This window comes from Pseudomonas sp. NFACC25 (assembly GCF_900100935.1).
In the GTDB taxonomy this organism is placed as follows: domain Bacteria; phylum Pseudomonadota; class Gammaproteobacteria; order Pseudomonadales; family Pseudomonadaceae; genus Aquipseudomonas; species Aquipseudomonas marginalis.
Genome location: NZ_FMUC01000003.1, coordinates 450,615 through 472,308 on the forward strand (window position 1 = coordinate 450,615; position 21,694 = coordinate 472,308).

The 21,694-nt window shown below is 61.0% G+C and carries 22 protein-coding genes; 16 read left to right on the forward strand and 6 right to left on the reverse strand.

Annotated elements, in window-relative coordinates; all coding sequences use genetic code 11:
* The first annotated feature begins 119 nt into the window (after positions 1–119).
* The 6 genes from tilS (at position 120) to ispD (ending at position 6,787) form a co-directional block, all read left to right on the forward strand.
* Positions 120–1,430, forward strand: coding sequence for a tRNA lysidine(34) synthetase TilS (gene tilS / locus BLQ09_RS09760; RefSeq protein ID WP_027604467.1), 1,311 nt, complete (start codon positions 120–122; stop codon positions 1,428–1,430).
* A gap of 274 nt (positions 1,431–1,704) precedes the next feature.
* Positions 1,705–3,336, forward strand: coding sequence for a CTP synthase (locus BLQ09_RS09765; RefSeq protein WP_027604466.1), 1,632 nt, complete (start codon positions 1,705–1,707; stop codon positions 3,334–3,336).
* Positions 3,337–3,341: 5 nt separating this feature from the next.
* The gene (gene kdsA, locus BLQ09_RS09770) at positions 3,342–4,187 is read left to right on the forward strand and encodes a 3-deoxy-8-phosphooctulonate synthase (protein ID WP_027604465.1); all 846 of its coding nucleotides are present in this window, start codon (positions 3,342–3,344) and stop codon (positions 4,185–4,187) included.
* A 157-nt stretch (positions 4,188–4,344) separates the two neighbouring features.
* On the forward strand, positions 4,345–5,634 hold the full coding sequence (gene eno / locus BLQ09_RS09775) for a phosphopyruvate hydratase (RefSeq protein WP_027604464.1): 1,290 nt from the start codon (positions 4,345–4,347) through the stop codon (positions 5,632–5,634).
* Positions 5,635–5,804: 170 nt separating this feature from the next.
* Positions 5,805–6,083, forward strand: coding sequence for a cell division protein FtsB (ftsB, locus tag BLQ09_RS09780; RefSeq protein WP_003172294.1), 279 nt, complete (start codon positions 5,805–5,807; stop codon positions 6,081–6,083).
* A complete protein-coding gene (ispD, locus tag BLQ09_RS09785) occupies positions 6,080–6,787 on the forward strand; it encodes a 2-C-methyl-D-erythritol 4-phosphate cytidylyltransferase (protein ID WP_027604463.1) in 708 nt (235 codons plus the stop codon). Before ftsB ends, ispD begins: the two co-directional genes overlap by 4 nt.
* Here the strand turns inward: ispD and BLQ09_RS09790 are convergent, their stop codons facing one another.
* The gene (locus tag BLQ09_RS09790) at positions 6,788–7,684 is read right to left on the reverse strand and encodes a LysR substrate-binding domain-containing protein (RefSeq protein ID WP_027604462.1); all 897 of its coding nucleotides are present in this window, start codon (positions 7,682–7,684) and stop codon (positions 6,788–6,790) included. It lies immediately after the preceding gene.
* Between the two features lie 108 nt (positions 7,685–7,792).
* On the opposite strand from BLQ09_RS09790, the gene BLQ09_RS09795 reads away from it, so the two are divergent.
* The 8 genes from BLQ09_RS09795 to rpoS all read left to right on the forward strand — a co-directional run bounded on the left by BLQ09_RS09795 (position 7,793) and on the right by rpoS (position 14,910).
* Entirely contained in the window at positions 7,793–8,905 is a 1,113-nt protein-coding gene (locus BLQ09_RS09795; RefSeq protein ID WP_017137160.1) for an S-(hydroxymethyl)glutathione dehydrogenase/class III alcohol dehydrogenase, read from the forward strand.
* An 8-nt stretch (positions 8,906–8,913) separates the two neighbouring features.
* A complete protein-coding gene (gene fghA, locus BLQ09_RS09800) occupies positions 8,914–9,759 on the forward strand; it encodes an S-formylglutathione hydrolase (protein ID WP_027604461.1) in 846 nt (281 codons plus the stop codon).
* A gap of 54 nt (positions 9,760–9,813) precedes the next feature.
* Complete coding sequence (gene ispF, locus BLQ09_RS09805) at positions 9,814–10,287, forward strand: 2-C-methyl-D-erythritol 2,4-cyclodiphosphate synthase (protein WP_012722614.1); 474 nt, start codon at positions 9,814–9,816, stop codon at positions 10,285–10,287.
* Complete coding sequence (truD, locus tag BLQ09_RS09810; RefSeq protein ID WP_027604460.1) at positions 10,284–11,342, forward strand: tRNA pseudouridine(13) synthase TruD; 1,059 nt, start codon at positions 10,284–10,286, stop codon at positions 11,340–11,342. Before ispF ends, truD begins: the two co-directional genes overlap by 4 nt.
* Positions 11,330–12,079, forward strand: coding sequence for a 5'/3'-nucleotidase SurE (surE, locus tag BLQ09_RS09815; protein ID WP_027604459.1), 750 nt, complete (start codon positions 11,330–11,332; stop codon positions 12,077–12,079). The genes truD and surE overlap by 13 nt, the downstream gene beginning before the upstream one ends.
* Before the next feature lie 41 nt (positions 12,080–12,120).
* Positions 12,121–12,756 (forward strand): protein-L-isoaspartate(D-aspartate) O-methyltransferase, encoded by a 636-nt coding sequence (locus BLQ09_RS09820; protein ID WP_169899534.1) that lies wholly within the window; start codon positions 12,121–12,123, stop codon positions 12,754–12,756.
* 207 nt (positions 12,757–12,963) lie between these two features.
* The gene (locus BLQ09_RS09825; RefSeq protein ID WP_027604458.1) at positions 12,964–13,800 is read left to right on the forward strand and encodes a peptidoglycan DD-metalloendopeptidase family protein; all 837 of its coding nucleotides are present in this window, start codon (positions 12,964–12,966) and stop codon (positions 13,798–13,800) included.
* A 105-nt stretch (positions 13,801–13,905) separates the two neighbouring features.
* Positions 13,906–14,910 (forward strand): RNA polymerase sigma factor RpoS, encoded by a 1,005-nt coding sequence (gene rpoS / locus BLQ09_RS09830; protein WP_025855149.1) that lies wholly within the window; start codon positions 13,906–13,908, stop codon positions 14,908–14,910.
* A gap of 209 nt (positions 14,911–15,119) precedes the next feature.
* Here the strand turns inward: rpoS and BLQ09_RS09835 are convergent, their stop codons facing one another.
* Positions 15,120–15,329, reverse strand: a complete 210-nt coding sequence (locus tag BLQ09_RS09835; RefSeq protein WP_002554837.1) for a cold-shock protein — start codon at positions 15,327–15,329, stop codon at positions 15,120–15,122.
* Between the two features lie 389 nt (positions 15,330–15,718).
* Between BLQ09_RS09835 and dcd the strand changes: the two genes are divergently transcribed.
* Together dcd and BLQ09_RS09845 are read left to right on the forward strand one after the other, a co-directional pair.
* On the forward strand, positions 15,719–16,285 hold the full coding sequence (gene dcd / locus BLQ09_RS09840) for a dCTP deaminase (RefSeq protein WP_003172320.1): 567 nt from the start codon (positions 15,719–15,721) through the stop codon (positions 16,283–16,285).
* A 107-nt stretch (positions 16,286–16,392) separates the two neighbouring features.
* Positions 16,393–16,593 (forward strand): hypothetical protein, encoded by a 201-nt coding sequence (locus tag BLQ09_RS09845; RefSeq protein WP_027604457.1) that lies wholly within the window; start codon positions 16,393–16,395, stop codon positions 16,591–16,593.
* Positions 16,594–16,608: 15 nt separating this feature from the next.
* Here BLQ09_RS09845 and pdeM read toward each other — a convergent pair whose 3' ends face one another.
* Genes pdeM through BLQ09_RS09865 form a run of 4 tightly spaced genes read right to left on the reverse strand, consistent with a single transcriptional unit; the run spans position 16,609 to position 21,693 of the window.
* Entirely contained in the window at positions 16,609–17,259 is a 651-nt protein-coding gene (pdeM, locus tag BLQ09_RS09850; protein ID WP_027604456.1) for a ligase-associated DNA damage response endonuclease PdeM, read from the reverse strand.
* Complete coding sequence (locus BLQ09_RS09855) at positions 17,259–19,739, reverse strand: ligase-associated DNA damage response DEXH box helicase (protein ID WP_027604455.1); 2,481 nt, start codon at positions 19,737–19,739, stop codon at positions 17,259–17,261. The genes pdeM and BLQ09_RS09855 overlap by 1 nt, the downstream gene beginning before the upstream one ends.
* A gap of 57 nt (positions 19,740–19,796) precedes the next feature.
* A complete protein-coding gene (locus tag BLQ09_RS09860) occupies positions 19,797–20,561 on the reverse strand; it encodes an ABC transporter ATP-binding protein (RefSeq protein WP_016973168.1) in 765 nt (254 codons plus the stop codon).
* A gap of 13 nt (positions 20,562–20,574) precedes the next feature.
* Positions 20,575–21,693 carry a succinylglutamate desuccinylase/aspartoacylase family protein gene (locus BLQ09_RS09865; RefSeq protein ID WP_092356460.1) on the reverse strand — a complete coding sequence of 373 codons (1,119 nt, stop codon included), beginning with the start codon at positions 21,691–21,693 and terminating at the stop codon, positions 20,575–20,577.
* Between the last annotated feature and the right edge of the window lies 1 nt (position 21,694).

Here is a 21,694-nt window from a genome sequence, read left to right on the forward strand (position 1 = left end):
GCTGAGTGTCAGTCACTGTATTCACTGGCTGATGCTCCGCTATCGGGGGCAAGCACCCTCCCACATTTGCTTTGTGTATGCTTGGCTTGGGTATTCCAGATTTGCGGCGGTAACCTGTGATGAAACCGACTTTATCCGCCAAGCTCCTGCACGCCCTGGCCCCCTGGCGCAACGCCCCGGCTTGGCATATCGCCTTCTCCGGTGGTCTTGATTCCACTGTCCTGCTGCATCTCCTGGCCAACGCCGAAGCCCTTCCGCCTCTAAGCGCTGTCCATGTCCATCATGGCCTGCAAGCCGCCGCCGACACCTGGCCGAGCCATTGCCAGTCGGTGTGCGACAGCCTGGGCGTCCCCTTGCGGGTCATGCGCGTGCACGTGCAGCCCGGCGCCAGTCTTGAGCGTGCAGCGCGTGATGCACGTTACCGGGCGTTTACCGAGGTGATCGGGGCAGGGGAAGTGTTACTCACCGGCCAGCATCGCGATGATCAAGCCGAAACCCTGCTATTCCGCCTGCTGCGCGGTGCCGGGGTGCGAGGGCTCGCCGCAATGCCTGCGCATCGTCCGTTGGCAGGTGGTTTCCTGGTGCGGCCGTTGCTGGAGGTCTCGCGCGCCGAGCTGGAAGCCTACGCCGATGAGCATCAACTCACGTGGATTGAAGATCCTTCCAACACCGATCCACGTTTCTCCCGTAATTACCTGCGTCACCGCGTGATCCCGACGCTGACGGCGCGTTGGCCCCAAGCTTTCTCCAGTCTGGCCCGGACTGCCGACCACCTCGGTGAAGCCCAGGCGCTGCTGGGTGAACTGGCCTGCATGGACCTGCAAGCCGCCGATCAACCTTCGCGGTTTCCTTGGTTGGTGTTGCCATCATTGGACCTTGGTCCACTGCGCGAACTTTCCGATGCCCGCCAGCGCAATGTCCTGCGCCATTGGCTGGCGCCGCTGACCCGTTTACCCGACAGCGACCATTGGGCCGGCTGGTATTCCCTGCGCGACGCCAAGGGCGACGCGCAGCCCTTATGGCGTCTGGCTGATGGGGAGTTGCACCGTTGCGGCGCACGCATCTGGTGGTTGCCTCGCGGCTGGTCGGAGTTTTCCCACGCATCGGTGAGCTGGCCTGATCCGCAAAAGCCACTAGAGTTACCCGGCAATGGCCTGCTGGAAATGAGCGGCAAGGTGCCCGAAGGCCCGCTGGAGGTGCGTTATCGCCAGGGCGGCGAAATGCTTGAATTACCTGGCCGAGGCCGGCGTGACTTGAAGCGCCTGCTTAATGAACAGGGGGTGCCGGGCTTCATCCGTGGCAGATTGCCGCTGCTGTATCGGGGCGAGCAATTGCTCGGCGTGCCCCTCCTCACAGGACTCTGGGCCGCACCGAGTGAAGCTTGGCAATTACATTGGATGCCAGAGACCTGCGATCAAGGTTTGAGCTGATAGCGCCTTTCCGGTAGACTACGCTCCCTTCTTGATACAACTTCTGTGGATTCGCCTGAATCGCAGCAGTTGCCGATTACCAAGCAGTCTTTGCTGGGCGATTCCAAAAAATGTGTAGCGATCAACGTACCGGCAGTTTCACTGCTGGTCTGTCACAACGCGGCGGTTTTTTTGAAAGGTGCACTGTGATTAATGCAGGTGATCGGGGGCTTCGGCCTCTCTTCGCTTTCCCCGGCGGCTCGGACCGCTTTAACGCAGACTTCTAGGGTTTTTCATGACGCGCTACATATTCGTCACGGGCGGTGTTGTTTCTTCATTGGGGAAAGGCATTGCCTCCGCTTCATTGGCGGCCATCCTGGAGGCGCGGGGGCTTAAAGTCACCATGCTCAAGCTGGACCCGTACATCAACGTCGACCCGGGCACCATGAGCCCGTTCCAGCACGGTGAAGTGTTCGTCACACACGACGGCGCCGAGACCGACCTGGACCTGGGCCACTACGAGCGGTTCATCCGCACGACCATGACCCAGAACAACAACTTCACCACCGGCCGTGTCTACGAGCACGTGCTGCGCAAAGAGCGCCGTGGTGACTACCTGGGTGCAACCATCCAGGTGATCCCGCACATCACCGACGAGATCAAGCGCCGCATCATCAAGGGTGCAGGCGATGCCGACGTGGCGATGGTCGAGATCGGTGGCACCGTGGGTGACATCGAATCCCAGCCGTTCCTCGAAGCCATCCGCCAGCTGCGTTTCGAAGTCGGCGCCAAGCGCGCGATGCTGATGCACCTCACGTTGGTGCCGTACATCGCCACCGCCGGCGAAACCAAAACCAAGCCTACCCAGCACTCGGTCAAGGAACTGCGTTCCATCGGCCTGCAGCCGGACGTACTGGTATGCCGCTCCGACCACCCGATCGACATTTCCTCGCGTCGCAAGATCGCGCAGTTCACCAACGTTGAAGAACGTGCGGTGATCGCCCTGGAAGACGCCGACACCATCTACAAGATCCCGGGCATCCTGCATTCGCAAGGCCTGGATGATTTTGTGGTCGAGCGTTTCGGCCTGCAGTGCAACGGCGCGGACCTGTCCGAGTGGGAAGCCGTGGTTGACGCCAAGCTCAACCCTGAGCACGAAGTCACCATCGCCATGGTCGGCAAGTACATGGAACTGCTGGATGCGTACAAGTCGCTGATCGAAGCGATGAGCCACGCGGGCATCAGCAACCGTACCAAGGTCAACCTGCGCTACATCGATTCCGAAGACATCGAGAACCAGGGCACCGCGCTGCTCGAAGGTGTCGATGCGATCCTCGTTCCAGGCGGTTTCGGCCTGCGTGGCGTGGAAGGCAAGATCACTGCCGTGCAGTACGCTCGCGAGAACAAGGTGCCGTACCTGGGCATCTGCCTGGGCATGCAAGTGGCTGTTATCGAGTTCGCCCGTAACGTGATGGGCTGGAAAGACGCCAACTCCACCGAGTTCGACAGCAAGAGCGGCCACCCGGTCGTGGGCCTGATCACCGAGTGGGAAGACGCCACCGGTGCCGTCGAAACCCGTACCGAAAGCTCCGACCTGGGCGGCACCATGCGCCTTGGCGCGCAAGACTGCCTGCTGGAGCCGGGTTCCCTGGTTCACGGTTGCTACGGCAAGGACGTGATCGTCGAGCGTCACCGTCACCGCTACGAAGTGAACAACAACCTGCTGCCGCAGATCAAAGAGGCTGGCCTGAAAATCTCCGGTCGCTCCGGTGATGGCGCGCTGGTGGAAGTGGTCGAGGCCCCGGATCATCCATGGTTCGTCGCTTGCCAGTTCCACCCCGAGTTCACCTCGACTCCACGCGACGGTCACCCGTTGTTCAGCGGTTTCGTCAAGGCTGCACTGACGCAACACCAGAAGAAGGCGTAAACCTGATGGCCCAGAAGATCATTCGCGTAGGCGACATCGAGATTGCCAACGACAAGCCCATGGTGCTGTTCGGCGGCATGAACGTGTTGGAAAGCCGTGACATGGCGATGCAGGTCTGTGAAGAGTACGTCAAGGTTACCGAGAAACTGGGTATCCCCTACGTGTTCAAGGCCAGCTTCGACAAGGCCAACCGTTCGTCCGTGACCTCCTATCGCGGCCCGGGCCTTGAAGAAGGCATGCGGATCTTCCAGGACATCAAGCAAGCCTTCGGCGTGCCGATCATCACCGACGTCCACGAGCCTGAACAGGCTGCCGTGGTCGCCGAGGTGTGCGACATCATCCAGTTGCCGGCCTTCCTGTCGCGCCAGACCGACCTCGTGGTCGCGATGGCCAGGACCGGCGCGGTGATCAATATCAAGAAAGCCCAGTTCCTCGCGCCCCAGGAGATGAAACACATCCTGAACAAGTGCGTGGAAGCGGGTAACGACCAGTTGATCCTCTGCGAGCGCGGTTCGAGCTTCGGCTACAACAACCTCGTGGTGGACATGCTCGGTTTCGGCATCATGAAGCAGTTCGAATACCCGGTGTTCTTCGACGTGACCCACGCGCTGCAAATGCCCGGTGGTCGCGCCGACTCCGCCGGTGGGCGCCGTGCCCAGGTACTGGACCTGGCCAAGGCCGGCATCAGCCAGTCCCTGGCGGGCCTGTTCCTCGAAGCCCACCCGGACCCGGACAACGCCAAATGCGACGGCCCATGCGCCCTGCGCCTGGACAAGCTGGAGCCATTCCTGGCCCAGCTCAAGCAGTTGGACGAACTGGTCAAGAGTTTTCCGACGGTAGAGACCGCGTAAGCGTTGATTCTCCGGTAGACTTTCCCACGCTTTACGCTCAGGCCTACGGGCCTGAGCCTTGTCGCCTGCAAGCCTGCCCCGTTGTTCCACCCTTGCGGTCGGTCAAAAGATTTCCTTCAGCTGCGTCGTTTTCGTCAACTTTGGAGTGTTTACAACAATGGCAAAAATCGTCGACATCAAAGGTCGTGAAGTTCTCGACTCCCGTGGCAACCCCACCGTCGAAGCCGACGTGCTTCTCGATAACGGCATCATCGGCAGCGCCTGCGCGCCGTCCGGTGCTTCCACAGGTTCGCGCGAAGCGCTGGAACTGCGTGATGGCGACAAGAGCCGTTACCTGGGCAAGGGTGTCCTCAAGGCTGTAGCCAACATCAACGGCCCGATCCGTGACCTGCTGCTGGGCAAGGACCCGCTGGACCAGAAAGCCCTGGACCACGCGATGATCAAGCTCGACGGCACTGAAAACAAAGGCAGCCTCGGCGCCAACGCCATCCTCGCCGTGTCCCTGGCTGCTGCCAAGGCGGCCGCCCAGGACCAGGACCTGCCGCTGTACGCCCACATCGCCAACCTGAACGGTACCCCGGGTGTCTACTCGATGCCGGTTCCGATGATGAACATCATCAACGGTGGCGAGCATGCCGATAACAACGTCGACATCCAGGAATTCATGGTGCAGCCGGTCGGCGCCAAGACCTTCTCCGAAGGCCTGCGCATGGGCACCGAGATTTTCCATCACCTCAAAGCCGTGCTGAAAGCTCGTGGCCTGAGCACTGCCGTAGGTGACGAAGGTGGTTTCGCACCAAACCTGGCGTCCAACGAAGATGCACTGAAAGTGATCTCCGAAGCCGTGGCCAACGCCGGCTACACACTGGGCACCGACGTGACCCTGGCCCTGGACTGCGCCGCCAGCGAGTTCTACGAAGATGGCAAATACAACCTGTCCGGCGAAGGCCAGGTGTTCAACTCCGAAGGTTTTGCCGACTACCTCAAGGGCCTGACCCAGCGCTATCCGATCATCTCGATCGAAGACGGCCTGGACGAGTCCGACTGGGATGGCTGGAAGATCCTCACCGACAAGATCGGCGAGAAAGTCCAGCTGGTGGGTGACGACCTGTTCGTGACCAACACCAAGATCCTGAAAGAAGGCATCGACAAAAAGATCGCCAACTCGATCCTGATCAAGTTCAACCAGATCGGCACCCTGACCGAAACCCTGGAAGCCATCCAGATGGCCAAGGCTGCGGGCTACACCGCCGTGATCTCGCACCGCTCCGGCGAAACTGAAGACTCGACCATCGCCGACCTGGCCGTGGGCACTTCGGCGGGCCAGATCAAGACCGGCTCCCTGTGCCGTTCCGACCGTGTGTCCAAGTACAACCAATTGCTGCGTATCGAAGAGCAACTGGCCGGCAAAGCCAAGTACAACGGTCGCGGCGAGTTTCGCGGCTGATCGGTAAGTGGTAAAAAGTCGGTGGATTGCGTCGGAAAGATCACGAAGGTGCGAGTTTCGACGCTAATCTGATGGCGATCAAGCACAAGCCTGGTTCTTCCAGGCTTCGTGCTATCAGTTGCTGTAAAAGTTTTGCATGGCGTGTTTTTCCACTGGATACCCGATATTCGATGCGCAGTCCCAATTGGTTGTTCCTCGTCTTGCTCTTGTTGCTGGCTGGCCTGCAGTACCGCCTATGGGTAGGTAATGGCAGCTTTGCGCAGGTAAAAGACCTGACCCAGCAAATTGCCGACCAGCACGCCGAGAACGAACGCCTGCTGGAGCGCAACCGCGTCCTCGATGCCGAAGTGCTTGAGCTGAAAAAGGGTACCGAGACCGTTGAAGAACGGGCCCGTCATGAGTTGGGCATGGTCAAGGAGGGCGAAACCCTCTACCAGTTGGCCCAATGAGTTACCGTTTGCCGGCCTTCTGGGCCGTGATACCTGCCGCGGGCGTCGGTGCCCGTATGGCCGCGGACCGTCCCAAGCAATACTTGCAATTGGGCGGGCGCACTATTCTCGAACACAGCCTTGGCTGTTTTCTCGACCATCCCAGCCTCAAGGGGTTGGTGGTCAGTCTTGCTGCTGAAGATCCGTATTGGCCCGACCTGGCGTGTGCCGCTGACCCGCGTATCCAACGTGCGGACGGTGGTTCGGAGCGCTCGGGGTCGGTGCTCAATGCACTGCTGCAACTCAATGCCCTGGGCGCCGGCGATGACGATTGGGTGTTAGTGCATGACGCGGCGCGGCCTAATTTGAGCCGTGATGACCTCGACAAGCTGCTGGTCGAATTGGCGGACGATCCGGTGGGCGGCCTGCTGGCGGTGCCGGCTCGCGATACCCTCAAGCGTGTCGACAAGCAGGGGCGGGTGGTGGAAACCGTCGACCGCAGCTTGATCTGGCAAGCCTATACGCCGCAGATGTTCCGCCTCGGGGCCTTGCACCGCGCATTGGCTGACAGCCTGGTGGCCGATGCGGTGATCACCGATGAAGCCTCGGCGATGGAGTGGTCCGGGCAGGCGCCGCGCTTGATCGAAGGGCGCTCGGACAATATCAAGGTGACCCGGCCGGAAGACCTGGAGTGGCTGCGACTGCGTTGGGCGAATCGTCGTTAATCAACCGCTGTACTCCGGCCGCTCGGCCAAGCCCTCTTTCAAGAAATCCACCAACTTCCTGACCTTCGGCGACAAGTGCCGTTGTTGCGGATACAGCGCCCACACCGCCGTATTCGGCGGCTGATGCGCCTCCAGCAACGACACCAGCGCGCCGCTGTGCAGATGCTCCAGCACGTAATAGTCCGGCAGTTGGCATAACCCCACCCCTTGCAGCGCCGCATCCAGCACCGCTTGCCCACTGTTGCAGCGCCAGTTTCCCTGTACCCGTTGGGAAAATTCGCGCCCGTCCTGGGCCAGTTGCCAAATATCCGAGCTGCCGATCAGGCAGTTATGTCGACTCAATTCCGACAAGCTATGGGGCCGTCCGTACCGCGCCAGGTAGGACGGCGACGCGCACAGGTACATACGCCGAGGTGCGAGGCGACTGGCGACCATGCGCGAATCCTGCAAGCGCCCCAGGCGAATCGCCAGGTCGAGGCCTTCGTGCACCAGATCCAGTTGGCGGTTGCTCAATTCGATATCCACCCGCAATTGCGGGTACAGGCCCATGAACCGCGTCACCAGCGGCACGATGAAACGCTCGCCATAGGCCACCGCGCAGGTCATGCGCAACATGCCTTTCGGTTCGCTGGTGAGGTCGCCCACGGCGCGCAGGGCTTCTTCGCGGCCGTCCTGCAGGCGCTGGCAATGTTGCAGAAATGTCTGACCTGCTTCGGTCAGGGTCACCTTACGGGTACTGCGATACAGCAACCGCGTTTGCAGGCGCTCTTCCAGGCGTGCCACCTGGCGGCTGATGTGGGACGAAGACACACCCAGCCGCTCGGCAGCCGCCGTAAATTGGCTGCATTCGGCGACGGCAACGAATTCATCGATGCCTTCCCAGCGGTTCTCCAGCATAGCGATTATCCCTGTACAGCAATAAAGTTTTGCTTTTGCCTGGATTATTAATCATGGAGCCATGTTTTACACTCTCTCCATCATTTTTAACGCCCTGGAGAAACCTGGATGATCAAGTCCCGCGCTGCCGTTGCCTTTGAAGCCAAGAAACCCCTCGAGATCGTGGAAGTCGATGTGGCCATGCCCAAGGCGGGCGAAGTGCTGTTGCGTGTGGTCGCCTCCGGGGTTTGCCATACCGATGCCTACACCCTGTCCGGCGCTGACCCGGAAGGCATCTTCCCCTCCATCCTTGGCCATGAAGGCGGTGCGGTGGTCGAAGCCATCGGCGAAGGCGTGACTTCGGTGGCGGTGGGCGACCATGTGATCCCGCTGTACACCCCGGAATGCGGCAAGTGCAAGTTCTGCCTCTCGGGTAAGACCAACCTGTGCCAGGCCATTCGTTCCACCCAAGGCAAAGGCCTGATGCCGGATGGCACCACGCGTTTTTCCTACAAGGGTCAGCCGATTTTCCACTACATGGGCACCTCGACGTTCTCCGAGTACACCGTGCTGCCGGAAATTTCCGTTGCCAAAATTCCCAAAGAAGCGCCGCTGGAGAAGGTCTGCCTGCTCGGGTGTGGCGTCACCACCGGCATCGGTGCGGTAATCAACACCGCCAAGGTCAAGCCGGGTGACACCGTGGCGATCTTCGGTCTTGGCGGTATCGGCCTGTCGGCCGTGATCGGTGCGGTCAAGGCCAAGGCCGGCCGTATCATCGCGATTGACATCAACCCGGCCAAGTTCGAGATCGCCAAGCAACTGGGCGCTACCGACTGCATCAATCCGAAAGATTATGACCGCCCGATCCAGGACGTGATTGTCGATTTGACTGACGGCGGCGTGGACTTTTCCTTCGAGTGCATCGGCAACGTGCAACTGATGCGTGCCGCGCTCGAGTGCTGCCACAAGGGGTGGGGCGAGTCGGTGATCATCGGCGTTGCCGGTGCCGGCCAGGAAATCTCCACCCGCCCGTTCCAGCTGGTGACCGGTCGCGTCTGGCGTGGCTCGGCGTTCGGTGGCGTACGCGGCCGTACCGAGTTGCCAAGCTACGTGGAAATGGCCCAGACCGGCGAGATTCCGCTGGACACTTTCATCACCCACACCATGGGCCTGGAAGACATCAACAAAGCGTTTGACCTGATGCATGAAGGCAAGAGCATTCGTACCGTCATCCACTTCTGAGGTCGGCCATGAGTCTGGAAAACCTGTCGTGCCAGAAGAGCTTCGGCGGCTGGCATAAACGCTACAAACATCACTCCGATGTGCTCGGCTGCGACATGACTTTCGCCGTCTACCTGCCGCCGCAAGCGGAGCAGGGCGGCAAGCTGCCGGTGCTGTACTGGCTGTCCGGCCTGACCTGCACCGATGAGAACTTCATGCAGAAAGCCGGTGCCCAGCGCATGGCGGCGGAACTGGGGTTGATCATCGTGGCGCCGGACACCAGCCCACGTGGGCCCGGTGTACCGGGCGACCCGGATAACGCCTGGGATTTCGGCCTGGGCGCAGGGTTTTACCTGAATGCCACGCAGGAACCGTGGGCCAAGCACTATCGGATGCATGACTACGTGGTGCAGGAATTGCCGGCATTGGTTGAAGCGCATTTCCCGGCTTCGTACAAACGCGGTATCAGCGGCCACTCCATGGGCGGCCACGGTGCGTTGGTGTGTGCCCTGCGCAACCCTGGGCGTTACCTGTCGGTGTCGGCGTTTTCGCCGATTAACAATCCGATGGATTGCCCGTGGGGCCAGAAAGCTTTCTCCCGTTACCTGGGTGAAGAGCGCGCCAAATGGCGTGAATGGGATGCCTGTGTGCTGATCGGCGAAGCCTCGGAAAAGCTGCCGTTGCTGGTGGACCAGGGCGACCGCGACGATTTCCTTGCCGTGCAGCTCAAGCCCGAAGCCTTGCAGCAAGCGGCCAAGGCGGCCAGCCATCCGCTGGAACTGCGCCTGCAGCCTGGCTACGACCACAGCTACTTCTTTATCGCCAGCTTCATCGAAGATCATTTGCGACATCATGGTCGTGCTTTGCTCGGTTAATATGAGGCAAAAGTAGGTAGAATCACGCCCTGAATTAAATCGGGGCGTTTTTTTATGCGTATTGGCCACGGCTACGATGTGCACCGTTTCGCTGAAGGCGATTTCATCACCCTGGGCGGCGTGCGCATTGCACACCACCATGGGCTGCTGGCTCATTCCGACGGCGACGTTGTCCTGCATGCCTTGAGCGATGCCTTGCTCGGCGCGGCGGCGCTGGGCGATATCGGCAAGCACTTTCCGGATACCGATCCCACCTTCAAGGGCGCGGACAGCCGTGTCCTGCTGCGCCATGTGGTCGGCCTGATCCATGCCAAGGGCTGGAAGGTCGGCAATGTCGATAACACCATCGTGGCCCAGGCGCCGAAAATGGCCCCGCATATCGAATCCATGCGCGCACTGATTGCCGCAGACCTGCAAATTGAATTGGATCAAGTCAACGTGAAAGCCACCACCACCGAAAAGCTCGGGTTCACCGGTCGTGAAGAGGGCATCGCGGTGCACTCCGTCGCCTTGTTGCTGCGCGCATGAACGACCTGCAACTGCTGGGCCCGCGTGCCTATGGCGAGGCCCTGGGCAGCGCGGTCCTGAAGGCCACGGCTGAAGATTTCCAGGTCGACGAAGTGCTCGATATTCCGCTCAGCGGCGAAGGCGAGCACCTGTGGTTGTGGGTTGAGAAGCGCGGGCTCAATACTGAGGAAGCCGCGCGGCGTATCGCCAAGGCGGCTGGCGTGCCGTTGCGCACTGTCAGCTATGCCGGGCTCAAGGACCGTCAGGCGTTGACCCGCCAGTGGTTCAGCGTTCAATTGCCGGGCAAGGCCGATCCGGACATGAGCGGTGCGGAAAACGACACCCTCAGGATCCTGAAAACCGCCCGCCACAAGCGCAAGCTGCAGCGCGGCGCGCACTCGGCCAACGGCTTTACCTTGCGCCTGACCCAATTGGCCGGTGATACCGCCGCCATTGACGCTCGGTTGCAATTGATTGCCCAGTACGGCATCCCCAACTATTTCGGCACCCAGCGTTTTGGCCACAACGGTGGCAATGTCGTCGACGCGCGGGAATGGGCGGCGCGCAAGGCCCTCCCGGAGCAGCGCAATGTGCGTTCGCGGTTGTTGTCCACCGCGCGCAGTTTTCTCTTCAACAAAGTGCTGGCGGCGCGCGTCGCCGACGGTTCCTGGCAGCGCGCGCAAGTGGGTGATCTGCTGGCATTTACCGACAGCCGCAGCTTTTTTCCGGCGGGGGAGGCTGAGTGCAGCGACCCGCGCCTGGCGATCCTGGACCTGCACCCTACCGGCCCGCAGTGGGGCGAGGGTGATTCTCCGGCGACAGGCGCCACGTTTGAGTTGGAGCAGGCGGTCGCCGCCGGTGAAGCCGACCTGCGTGATTGGCTGGTGAGTGCCGGCATGAGCCAGGAACGTCGCATTCTGCGACTGCCCATTGGCGGGTTGACGTGGCATTATCCCGGGCCTGACATTCTGCAATTGGAATTCGTCCTGCCGGCCGGATGCTTCGCCACTGTCTTGGTGCGCGAGCTTGTTGATCTGGTGCCGGTGGGGCAGACGGACAGCCCATGCGTATTCTGATATCAAACGATGACGGTGCCACCGCACCCGGCCTTGCCGCGCTCTATGCTGCGCTGCAGGATTACGCCGAGTGCGTGGTGGTTGCCCCCGACCAGGACAAGAGCGGCGCCAGCAGTTCGCTGACGCTCGACCGTCCGCTGCACCCGCAGGTTCTGGCCAATGGCTTTATCAGTGTGAACGGCACCCCCACCGACTGCGTGCACCTGGCGATCAACAGTTTGTTGGACCAGGAGCCGGACCTGGTGGTGTCGGGCATCAACCTCGGCGCCAACCTGGGCGACGACGTGCTGTATTCCGGCACGGTGGCGGCGGCGCTTGAAGGACGCTTCCTCGGCCGTACCTCGTTTGCGTTTTCGTTGGCATCGCGGCAACTGGACAACTTGCCCACCGCGGCCTATTTCGCGCGCAAGCTGGTGGAGGCCCATGGCGCCCTGGACCTGCCGCCGCGCACGGTGCTCAACGTCAACATTCCCAATTTGCCCCTCGACCACATTCGCGGTATCCAGCTTACGCGCCTGGGCCATCGCGCCCGCGCGGCAGCGCCGTTGAAGGTCGTCGACCCGCGTGGCAAGGAAGGCTACTGGATCGCGGCAGCGGGCGATGCCGAAGACGGTGGCCCAGGCACGGACTTTCACGCGGTGATGCAAGGCTATGTGTCGATTACCCCGTTGCAACTTGATCGCACCTTCAGTGATGCCTTCAGTAGTCTCGATGGCTGGCTGGAGGGGCTGCGCTGATGGCTCGTGAACAAGACGACCTGCTGCGCCGGGGCATCGGGATGACCTCCCAGCGCACCCGTGAGCGTTTGATCCAGCGCCTGTACGAAGAGGGGCTTTCCAACGCCCAGGTGTTGGAAGTGATCCGGCGTACGCCTCGGCACCTCTTTGTCGATGAAGCCTTGGCCCATCGTGCCTACGAAGACACGGCATTGCCCATCGGCCATAACCAGACCATCTCCCAGCCTTATATGGTTGCGCGCATGAGCGAGCTGCTGCTGGCGGCGGGGCCGCTGGACAAAGTGCTGGAGATCGGCACCGGTTCCGGCTACCAGACGGCGGTGCTGTCGCAACTGGTGGAGCGGGTGTTCTCGGTGGAGCGCATCAAGGTGCTGCAGGATCGCGCCAAGGAACGCCTGGTGGAGCTGAACCTGCGCAACGTGGTATTCCGCTGGGGCGATGGTTGGGAAGGCTGGCCGGCGCTGGCGCCCTACAACGGGATTATCGTCACTGCCGTGGCCACGGATGTGCCGCAGGCGCTGCTCGATCAACTGGCCCCGGGAGGGCGGCTGGTCATTCCGGTGGGTTCCGGTGAAGTGCAACAATTGATGCTTATTGTCCGTGAAGACGATGGTTTTTCCCGGCATGTACTCGGCGCCGTGCGTTTTGTGCCGTTGCTCAATGGCCCGCTGGCCTGATCATTTTTCGCGGGCAGTGAATTCTGTTGGTGAGGATGTGTCTTACGGCGGGGTCTATCAAGTCAACATGATGGGCGGGGCGATTCAACGCGCTGAATGATTCGTTTCAGTCGCGTGACGGTAAAACTTCAATGCCCAGTTATACTTGCGTCATATTTCAAGCCTGATACAGGCATTCATGTTCAGCCACCACAAAGGGAGCGGCGGGTGAGTCTCACAGGTCTTGCGCAGCGTATGAGTAAAACAAGTTTTCAGCGACTGGTGCTTGGCCTTGTCTTTGGTTCCCTTCTGGTAGGGTGTTCCAGCTCGCCAAGCAGCGGTGCACGGGTGGTTGACCGCAATAACGCTGCACCACAAAAGCCGACGGTGACCACCGGGCAGTATGTCGTGCGCAAGGGCGACACCTTGTTCTCGATTGCCTTCCGTTATGGCTGGGACTACAAGGCCCTCGCAGCCCGTAACAATATTCCTGTGCCCTACACGATACATCCGGGTCAGACGATTCGCTTTGACGGTCGCACCGGTTCTACCCCTACGGCAGTTGTGACAAACACCGGATCTTCGCCGTCGTCTTCGAGCAAAACCACCATCATTACCCGGCCTGCGGGTACCGCTGCGCCGAGTGTCGCGAACAAGCCGGCACCCGCGCCGTTGCCCCCCGCAGGGCCTGCGCCGACCGGTTGGGGATGGCCCTCAAATGGAGTGTTAATTGGAAAATTCTCTTCAAACGGCAGTTTGAATAAAGGCATTGATATTGCCGGGGATTTGGGACAGCCTGTTTTAGCTGCGTCTGATGGGACGGTGGTGTACGCCGGGAGTGGTTTGCGGGGCTACGGCGAGCTGGTCATCATCAAACACAGCGATACCTACGTCAGTGCTTACGGCCACAACCGTAGGCTGTTGGTTCGGGAGGGGCAGCAGGTCAAAGTCGGACAGACAATTGCCGAAATGGGATCAACTGGTACAGACCGGGTGAAACTGCACTTTGAGATTCGCCGTCAAGGGAAGCCTGTAGATCCACTGCAATTCCTACCCCGTCGTTGATATGTTGCACAGCCTGTTCCTCACGTAGAAGGAACAGGCTCCAGCGTTGCCAAGGATAAAGGCGTCGCTTGAGCTTGAGGTCGAACTCACCAAAGGACTATAACAATGGCTCTCAGTAAAGAAGCGCCGGAGTTTGACATCGACGATGAGGTTCTCCTTATGGAGACCGGCATCGCTACGGAATCGATGTCGAATGAGGGACCTGCTGTACCTTCAGTTCGCACCAAATCCAAGAACTCCACCGCGTTAAAGCAACACAAATACATTGATTACACCCGGGCGCTCGATGCGACCCAGCTGTACCTCAATGAAATCGGCTTTTCCCCTCTGCTGACTCCCGAAGAAGAAGTCCATTTTGCGCGCTTGTCGCAAAAGGGTGATCCGGCTGGGCGCAAGCGCATGATTGAAAGCAACCTGCGCCTGGTGGTGAAAATCGCCCGGCGCTACGTCAATCGTGGGCTGTCCTTGTTGGACCTGATCGAGGAGGGCAACCTGGGCTTGATCCGGGCGGTGGAGAAGTTCGATCCTGAGCGGGGCTTCCGCTTCTCGACCTATGCCACCTGGTGGATTCGCCAGACCATCGAACGGGCGATCATGAATCAGACCCGCACGATCCGGTTGCCGATCCATGTGGTCAAGGAGCTCAACGTGTACCTGCGGGCGGCACGTGAGCTCACTCAAAAACTCGATCATGAACCCTCGCCCGAAGAAATCGCCAACCTGCTGGAAAAACCGGTAGGGGAGGTCAAGCGCATGCTGGGTCTTAACGAGCGTGTGTCTTCGGTCGACGTCTCGCTGGGTCCGGACTCGGATAAAACCCTGCTGGACACCCTGACGGATGATCGTCCTACGGATCCCTGCGAGCTGTTGCAGGATGATGATCTTTCCCAAAGCATTGACCAGTGGCTGTCCGAGCTCACGGACAAGCAGCGTGAGGTGGTGATTCGCCGCTTCGGCCTGCGTGGCCATGAGAGCAGTACGCTGGAGGACGTAGGCCTGGAGATTGGCCTGACCCGTGAGCGGGTGCGGCAGATCCAGGTGGAAGGGCTCAAGCGCTTGCGCGAGATCCTGGAGAAGAATGGCTTGTCGAGCGAGTCGTTGTTTCAATAACGACGCCGCTTGAGTGCTTGAATGTGGGAGGGGGCTTGCCCCGATAGTGGTCTGTCAGTCAATGCAAGTATCGACTGCTACACCGCCATCGGGGGCAAGCCCCCTCCCACATTTTTTGCGCACGACATTTTATTCATGTATGCCCAAATCCCAGGCATAAAAAAACCCCGCTTTTAAGGGCGGGGTCTTTTTGACTGAGTCAGTACAAGTTAGATAACTTGAACTTCTTCAGCTTGCATGCCTTTCTGACCGCGGGTAGCGATGAAAGAAACCTGTTGGCCTTCTTTCAGGCTTTTGAAGCCGTCGGATTGGATAGCTTTGAAGTGAACGAACAGGTCGTCACCGGATTGTGGAGTGATGAAGCCGAAGCCTTTTTCATCGTTGAACCACTTAACGGTACCAGTTTGGCGATTAGACATGGTGTATCTCCTTGGACAAAGTTAACTGCGACTCAGGAAAAGCCCTGGCCGAGACTGAGTGCAAAGAGCAGGAAAAATTCTTGGAGATGGTTGGATCGAAATTCAACATATCGTGTAGAGATTCTCAGTGACACAAGCAGCACAGTGGCGCCACCTTAACCCTTTTTCCGGAACGTGCCAATGGTATTTCCGAAGGTTTCTCTATTTTCGTGACTGGCGGTGGTATTTACACACACTGGTTGCGGCAATGCGGGTCCCGGCCCCGCTGGCTGCGCCTTATGGCAGCCGGTGCGTTCATCAAGAAAAGCCCGACGCCCTTTGAACCCCAACGCCGGCCCCGGTAAGATGCCCCACAGAATTTTTCCACCTCGCTATTCAGGACACCCGCCATGAGCATCAAATCGGACAAGTGGATTCGCCGCATGGCGCAAGAGCACGGCATGATCGAACCGTTCGTCGAGCGCCAGATTCGTGGTGAAGGCGATGACCGCGTGATCTCGTACGGCGTTTCCAGCTACGGCTACGATGTGCGCTGCGCCGACGAGTTCAAGGTGTTCACCAACATCAACTCGGCGATCGTGGATCCGAAGAACTTCGACGAAAAGAGCTTCGTCGATGTGAAAAGCGACGTGTGCATTATCCCGCCGAATTCCTTTGCCCTGGCACGCACCGTGGAATTCTTCCGGATTCCCCGCGACGTGCTGACCATCTGCCTGGGTAAAAGCACCTACGCGCGCTGCGGCATTATCGTCAACGTGACGCCACTTGAGCCTGAGTGGGAAGGCCACGTGACCCTGGAGTTCTCCAACACCACCACCCTGCCGGCGAAAATCTACGCTAACGAAGGCGTGGCGCAGATGCTGTTCCTGCAGTCTGACGAGGCCTGTGAAGTGTCCTACAAAGACCGCGCCGGCAAGTACCAAGGCCAGCGCGGCGTCACCTTGCCACGCGCTTGATCGAAAGGTCCTACGCGTAAAGGGAATTAGTCCGCAGAAAGTGACTCTATTGGGTGTACTGCCTCGGTGCGTGCAAAACGCACCGAGCCACGCTTGAGGAGTGCCTTATGAAGATTGACCCGCGAATCAGCGCAGAACTTGCCCGGCTTGAACCCAACCAGATTGGCGTTCTGGCCTGGTCCCTGATGGCTGATCCCGCCTATGCAGGCGGCATCCCCGGCCAACCCGATGAAGATTGGCCACAGCAGCCCACCGAGCCCGGTGAGCCGACCCTTCCGGACGAGCCGCCTCCCGCACCGGTCGCCTGATACCCGCAAGGCCGGTCAGCGCACCTGCCACACCTGGTGATCGCCGATGACAAAGATTCGGCGGTCATTGTCCTGCTCCACCGTATGCCCCCCGGTAAACGCCCCAAACGCCGGCAGCAGGCTGACGCGTGTGCCGAACTGGAAACACGGCAGGCGCAGGCTCTGCCGGCCCTTGCCGCGTAAGCGATACGCCGGGTGCACATGCCCCGCCAGCACATGGTGGCTGGCATGGGCGTGCGGTTCGTGTTGCAGGGCGAAAGGGCCCATCAACAGGGGCTCCGGGACCACTTCGATGTTCAAGTCAGCCGGTGGGTCGCCCGCGCGTTTATCGTGATTACCGCGAATCAAGGTCATCGACAGGTCGCAATGACGTGCTCGCCAGGCTCTCAAGGCGCTGAGGGTGCCGCTGGCGTGGGAGCCGGGCCCGTGGAGGAAATCGCCGAGAAAGATTACCTGGGCGCACGGTACGGCCGCCAACAGCCGATCCAGGCGCTGCAGATTCTCGGTGGTGGTGCCTTGCGGTACCGGCTGGCCCAGGCTGCGATAGGCCGATGCCTTGCCAAAGTGTGCATCGGCGATCAGCAGGCACTGGCGCGCGGGCCAGTAGAGCGCCTTATCCGCCAACAGCCACAGCTCTTCGCCCTCCAGCGTCACTGAGCACACCATCAGCGTTTGCCGTTATCGGCGACTTTTTCCAAGTCCTTGACCATCCGCGCAATGCGCTCCGAGAGTTTTTCCGAACTCATGCTTTCGCGCATCCGTTCTACCAGCAGTGGGAAGGCCAGGGGCGTAGGACGTTCGATCCTATGCACGTCCAGTGTCAGCGCCGAGAGGCGAAGCAAGGTCTCTTCCAGTCGACGAATATCCAATTCGTCGCGCAGGACTTCTTCCCCCGCCTGGGCCAGCAACAGGTTTTGCGGGTCATATTGCTTGAACACTTCAAAGAACAACCCGCTGGATGCCTGCACCTGGCGCGTGCTTTTCGGCGCGCCGGGGTAACCGGCAAACACCAGCCCGGCGATACGCGCAATCTCGCGAAAGCGGCGCAGGGCGAGTTCCCCGGCGTTCAGGCTGGCTGCTACGTCTGCCAGCAACTGCTTCGGGCTCAGCAGCGCCCCATTCAGCAAGCGTGGCCAATCCAACTCGGTGGCGCTGAGCAACTCCAAGCCATAATCGTTGACGGCAATCGAGAAGGTCACAGGCTGCTGCTGGCTGACCCGCCACGCCAGCAGACTCGCCAGTCCCAGGTGCACCTGGCGGCCGGCAAACGGGTAGAGGAACAGGTGCCAGCCCTCCCGCGATTTCAAGGCTTCGGCCAACAAGTGCTCGCGCGTCGGCAAGCCGGACCAGCGCAATTGTGTCTGAAGCAGGGTTTGCACAGCCCGCATTTCCGGCCCCTCGTAGACCCCGTGCGCGGCCGCATCGAAGCGCTCCACCACGGCTTGGGCCAGCTCATTGGAAAGGGGCATGCGCCCGCCATTCCAGCGGGGTACGGCAGCTTTTTTGGCGCTGCTGCGGCGCACATAGGCGGTCATGTTTTCCACCCGCACCAATTCCAGCAGGCGTCCGGCAAACAAGAAGCCATCACCCGGCTTGAGGCGTGCGATAAAACCTTCCTCGACACTGCCCAGGTTCTTGCCACCGCCGCCCTTGCTCCAGAATTTCAGCTGGATACTGGCGTCGCTGACAATGGTGCCCACGCTCATGCGATGGCGGCGCGCAAGCCGGGCATCGGGGACGCGCCAGATGCCGTGCTCGTCCGGCGCCACGCGGCGGTAATCCGGGTAAGCGGTCAGCGATAAGCCGCCATGCCGTACAAAACCCAGGGCCCAGGCCCAATCGGCCTCGCTGAGGTCACGATAGGCCCAGGCGCCACGCACCTCCGCCAGCAGCGCCTGCGGCGTAAAGCCACCGCCCAGGGCCATGCTCACCAAATGTTGTACGAGCACATCCAACGGCTTGTGGGGCGATTCGCGGGCTTCGATGCGCCGCGCTGCAATGGCGTCCTGGGCCGCAGCGGCTTCCACCAGTTCCAGGCTGTGGGTCGGCACCAGGGTCACCCGCGACGGCCGTCCGGGTGCATGGCCGGAGCGCCCGGCGCGTTGCATCAGGCGCGCCACGCCTTTGGCCGAGCCGATTTGCAGCACGCGCTCCACCGGCAAAAAATCCACCCCCAGGTCCAGGCTGGAGGTGCACACCACCGCCTTGAGCTGACCGTCTTTCAACGCCCGCTCCACCCAGTCGCGGGTCTCGCGGGCCAGCGAACCATGGTGCAGGGCAATCACCCCGGCCCAATCCGGGCGTGCATCGAGCAGCGCCTGATACCAGATTTCCGACTGCGCCCGCGTGTTGGTAAACACCAGGCAACTGCTGCTGGCGTCGACCTCGGCCACCACCTGCGGCAGCATCTTCAAGCCGATATGCCCAGCCCAGGGAAACCGCTCGGCGAAGGGCGGCAGCAAGGTGTCGACGTGCAACTGCTTGGCCGTTTGTCCCTGCACATTAATCCCGTCCCCTTGTGGGACCAGCACTTCCAGGGCGTGGGACTGGTTACCGAGGGTGGCCGAAATGCCCCACACCATCAGTTCGGGATGCCAACGCCGCAGCCGCGCCAACGCCAGCTGCAACTGCACGCCGCGCTTGTTGCCGATCAGCTCATGCCATTCATCCACCACCACCATGCGCAGGTGCGCCAGGCTCGTTTCGCTGTCGGCGCGGGCGAGCATCAGGGTCAGGCTTTCCGGGGTGGTGACCAGGGCGGTGGGCTGGCGTCGGGTTTGCCGGGCACGCTCGCTGCTGCTGGTATCGCCGGTGCGCAGGCCGACGCTCCAGGGAATCTGCAAGGCCTCGAGCGGCGCTTCGAGGGCGCGTGCGGTGTCGGCGGCCAACGCACGCATGGGCGTGATCCACAGCACGGTCAGTGGCTCAGCCGGCGGTTTGCGTTTACCGGTGGCGGGCGGTCGGGTGATCGCGAAACGGTTGAGGGCGGCAAACCACAGGGCGTAGGTTTTGCCGGCGCCGGTGCTGGCGTGCAGCAAGCCCGAGCGGCCGTCCTTGACCGCCGTCCATACGTCTTTCTGGAAAGCGAACGGCTTCCAGCCTTTGGCGGCAAACCACGTTTTGGCGAAGTCGAGGGGTTTTGCCATGGGGCGGCGAACGCTCTGGAGGGCCTATTCCACAGACCCTCCAGGCGTCGCAAAGGTTTACTTCAAATTGCCGCTCAGGAACTGTTGCAGGCGTTCGCTCTTCGGATTGCCCAGCACATCCTCCGGCGCGCCTTGCTCTTCCACCAGGCCCTTGTGCAGGAACAGCACCTGGCTGGATACCTTGCGTGCAAAGCTCATTTCGTGGGTCACCATGATCATGGTGCGGCCTTCCTCGGCCAGGCCCTGGATCACCTTCAACACTTCACCCACCAGCTCCGGGTCGAGGGCCGAGGTGGGTTCGTCGAACAGCATCACCTCCGGCTCCATGGCCAGGGCACGGGCGATGGCCACCCGTTGCTGCTGGCCACCGGACAGGAACGCCGGGTATTGGTCCGCCACGCGTGCCGGTAAACCCACCTTGTCCAGGTAGCGACGGGCGCGGTCTTCGGCGTCCTTTTTGCTGCAACCCAGCACCCGGCGCGGGGCCATGGTGATGTTTTCCAGCACGCTCATATGGCTCCACAGGTTGAAATGCTGGAACACCATCGCCAGTCGCGTGCGCAGGCGCTGCAGTTCGGCATCGTCGGCCACGCGCATGCCGTGGCGGTCGCTGACCATGCGGATCGGCTGGCCGTCGAGGGTCATGGCGCCGTCGTTGGGGGTTTCCAGGAAGTTGATGCAACGCAAAAAGGTGCTTTTGCCCGAGCCGCTGGCGCCGATCAGGCTGATCACATCACCGGTCCTGGCCTTGAGCGAGACGCCTTTGAGCACCTCATTGTCGCCATAGCTTTTATGCAGGCCTTCAACGGTCAATTTGTACATGGGGCGTGCATCCTCAAGGCGAAAGTAGATAGCCGCTGCGGTAGGCCTCGGTGCCTGCGACATGGCCGATGACCATCCCGGCAGTGGCCATGCGGCGCAGCGAACGGGCGTAAAGCAGGCCGGCCTTCTGGCAGTGCACGGGCGTTACGCGGTCGGTAATGGGGTCGATGATTTCGGCGATCAGTTGCCCGGCTTCCAGGTATTCACCGGGCAGGGTGCTGAACACCAGCAGGCCGCCCACCGGCGTTGCCACGGGTTCGACGCCCGCCAGCGGCGTGGCGGGGTAGGGCAGTTCGGGCAGCGGTGCGGCGTCGCCGGCAATCGCGCCGAAGTGAATCAGGTAGTCGATGATTGCCTGGCAGTCGAGGGCGGCCAACCCATGGTTGACGTCGCCCTGGCCACGCAGTTCGACGGTCACCGAAAAACTGCCCATGGGAATCGGGAAGCGCGCGCCAAAGCGTTGTTGCAGCTGCCACCACACCAGGGTGAAACACTCATCGAAGGATTGCCCGCCGGAATCGGTGGCAAGCAGATTGGCCTCCGAGCCGATATAGCGTGCCAGCGGTTCCACCTGCGGCCAGGCTTCGGGCGTGGTGTAGAGGTGCGCCACGGCTTCGAAGTCGCAATGCAGGTCCAGCACCATGTCGGCATCGCAGGCCAGGCGTTGCAACACCAGGCGTTGGGAGTGCAACTGGGTCTCGGCGATTTGCACGGCCAGGGCAGCGCTCAAGGCGGTGCGGATCAGTTCGACGTTTTGTTGCGGGTTATCGCCGAGCGAGCCCTCGACCTGATCGCCGACGGTATCACTGAGGTCGACAAACAGGCGATTGAAGTTCTGCCCGCTTTCCAACTCGTAGCGGCCCAGCGGGGTGTCCATCAACACCTGTTCCAGGCCTGCCGGATTGGCGATGGGCACCAGCACGATCTCGCTCAGTAACCGCCCGGCTGCCGCCAGCTCGGCCAGGCGCACCTTCAAGTGCCAGGCCACCAGCATGCCCGGCAGTTCATCGGCATGCAGCGATGACTGGATATAGACCTTGCCCTCGGCGTGTTCGGGGCCGAAGTGGAAACTGTGAATCTGCCGCGCCGTGCCTGGCACCGGCGCGATCAGATCGTGTACCTGATGACGCATG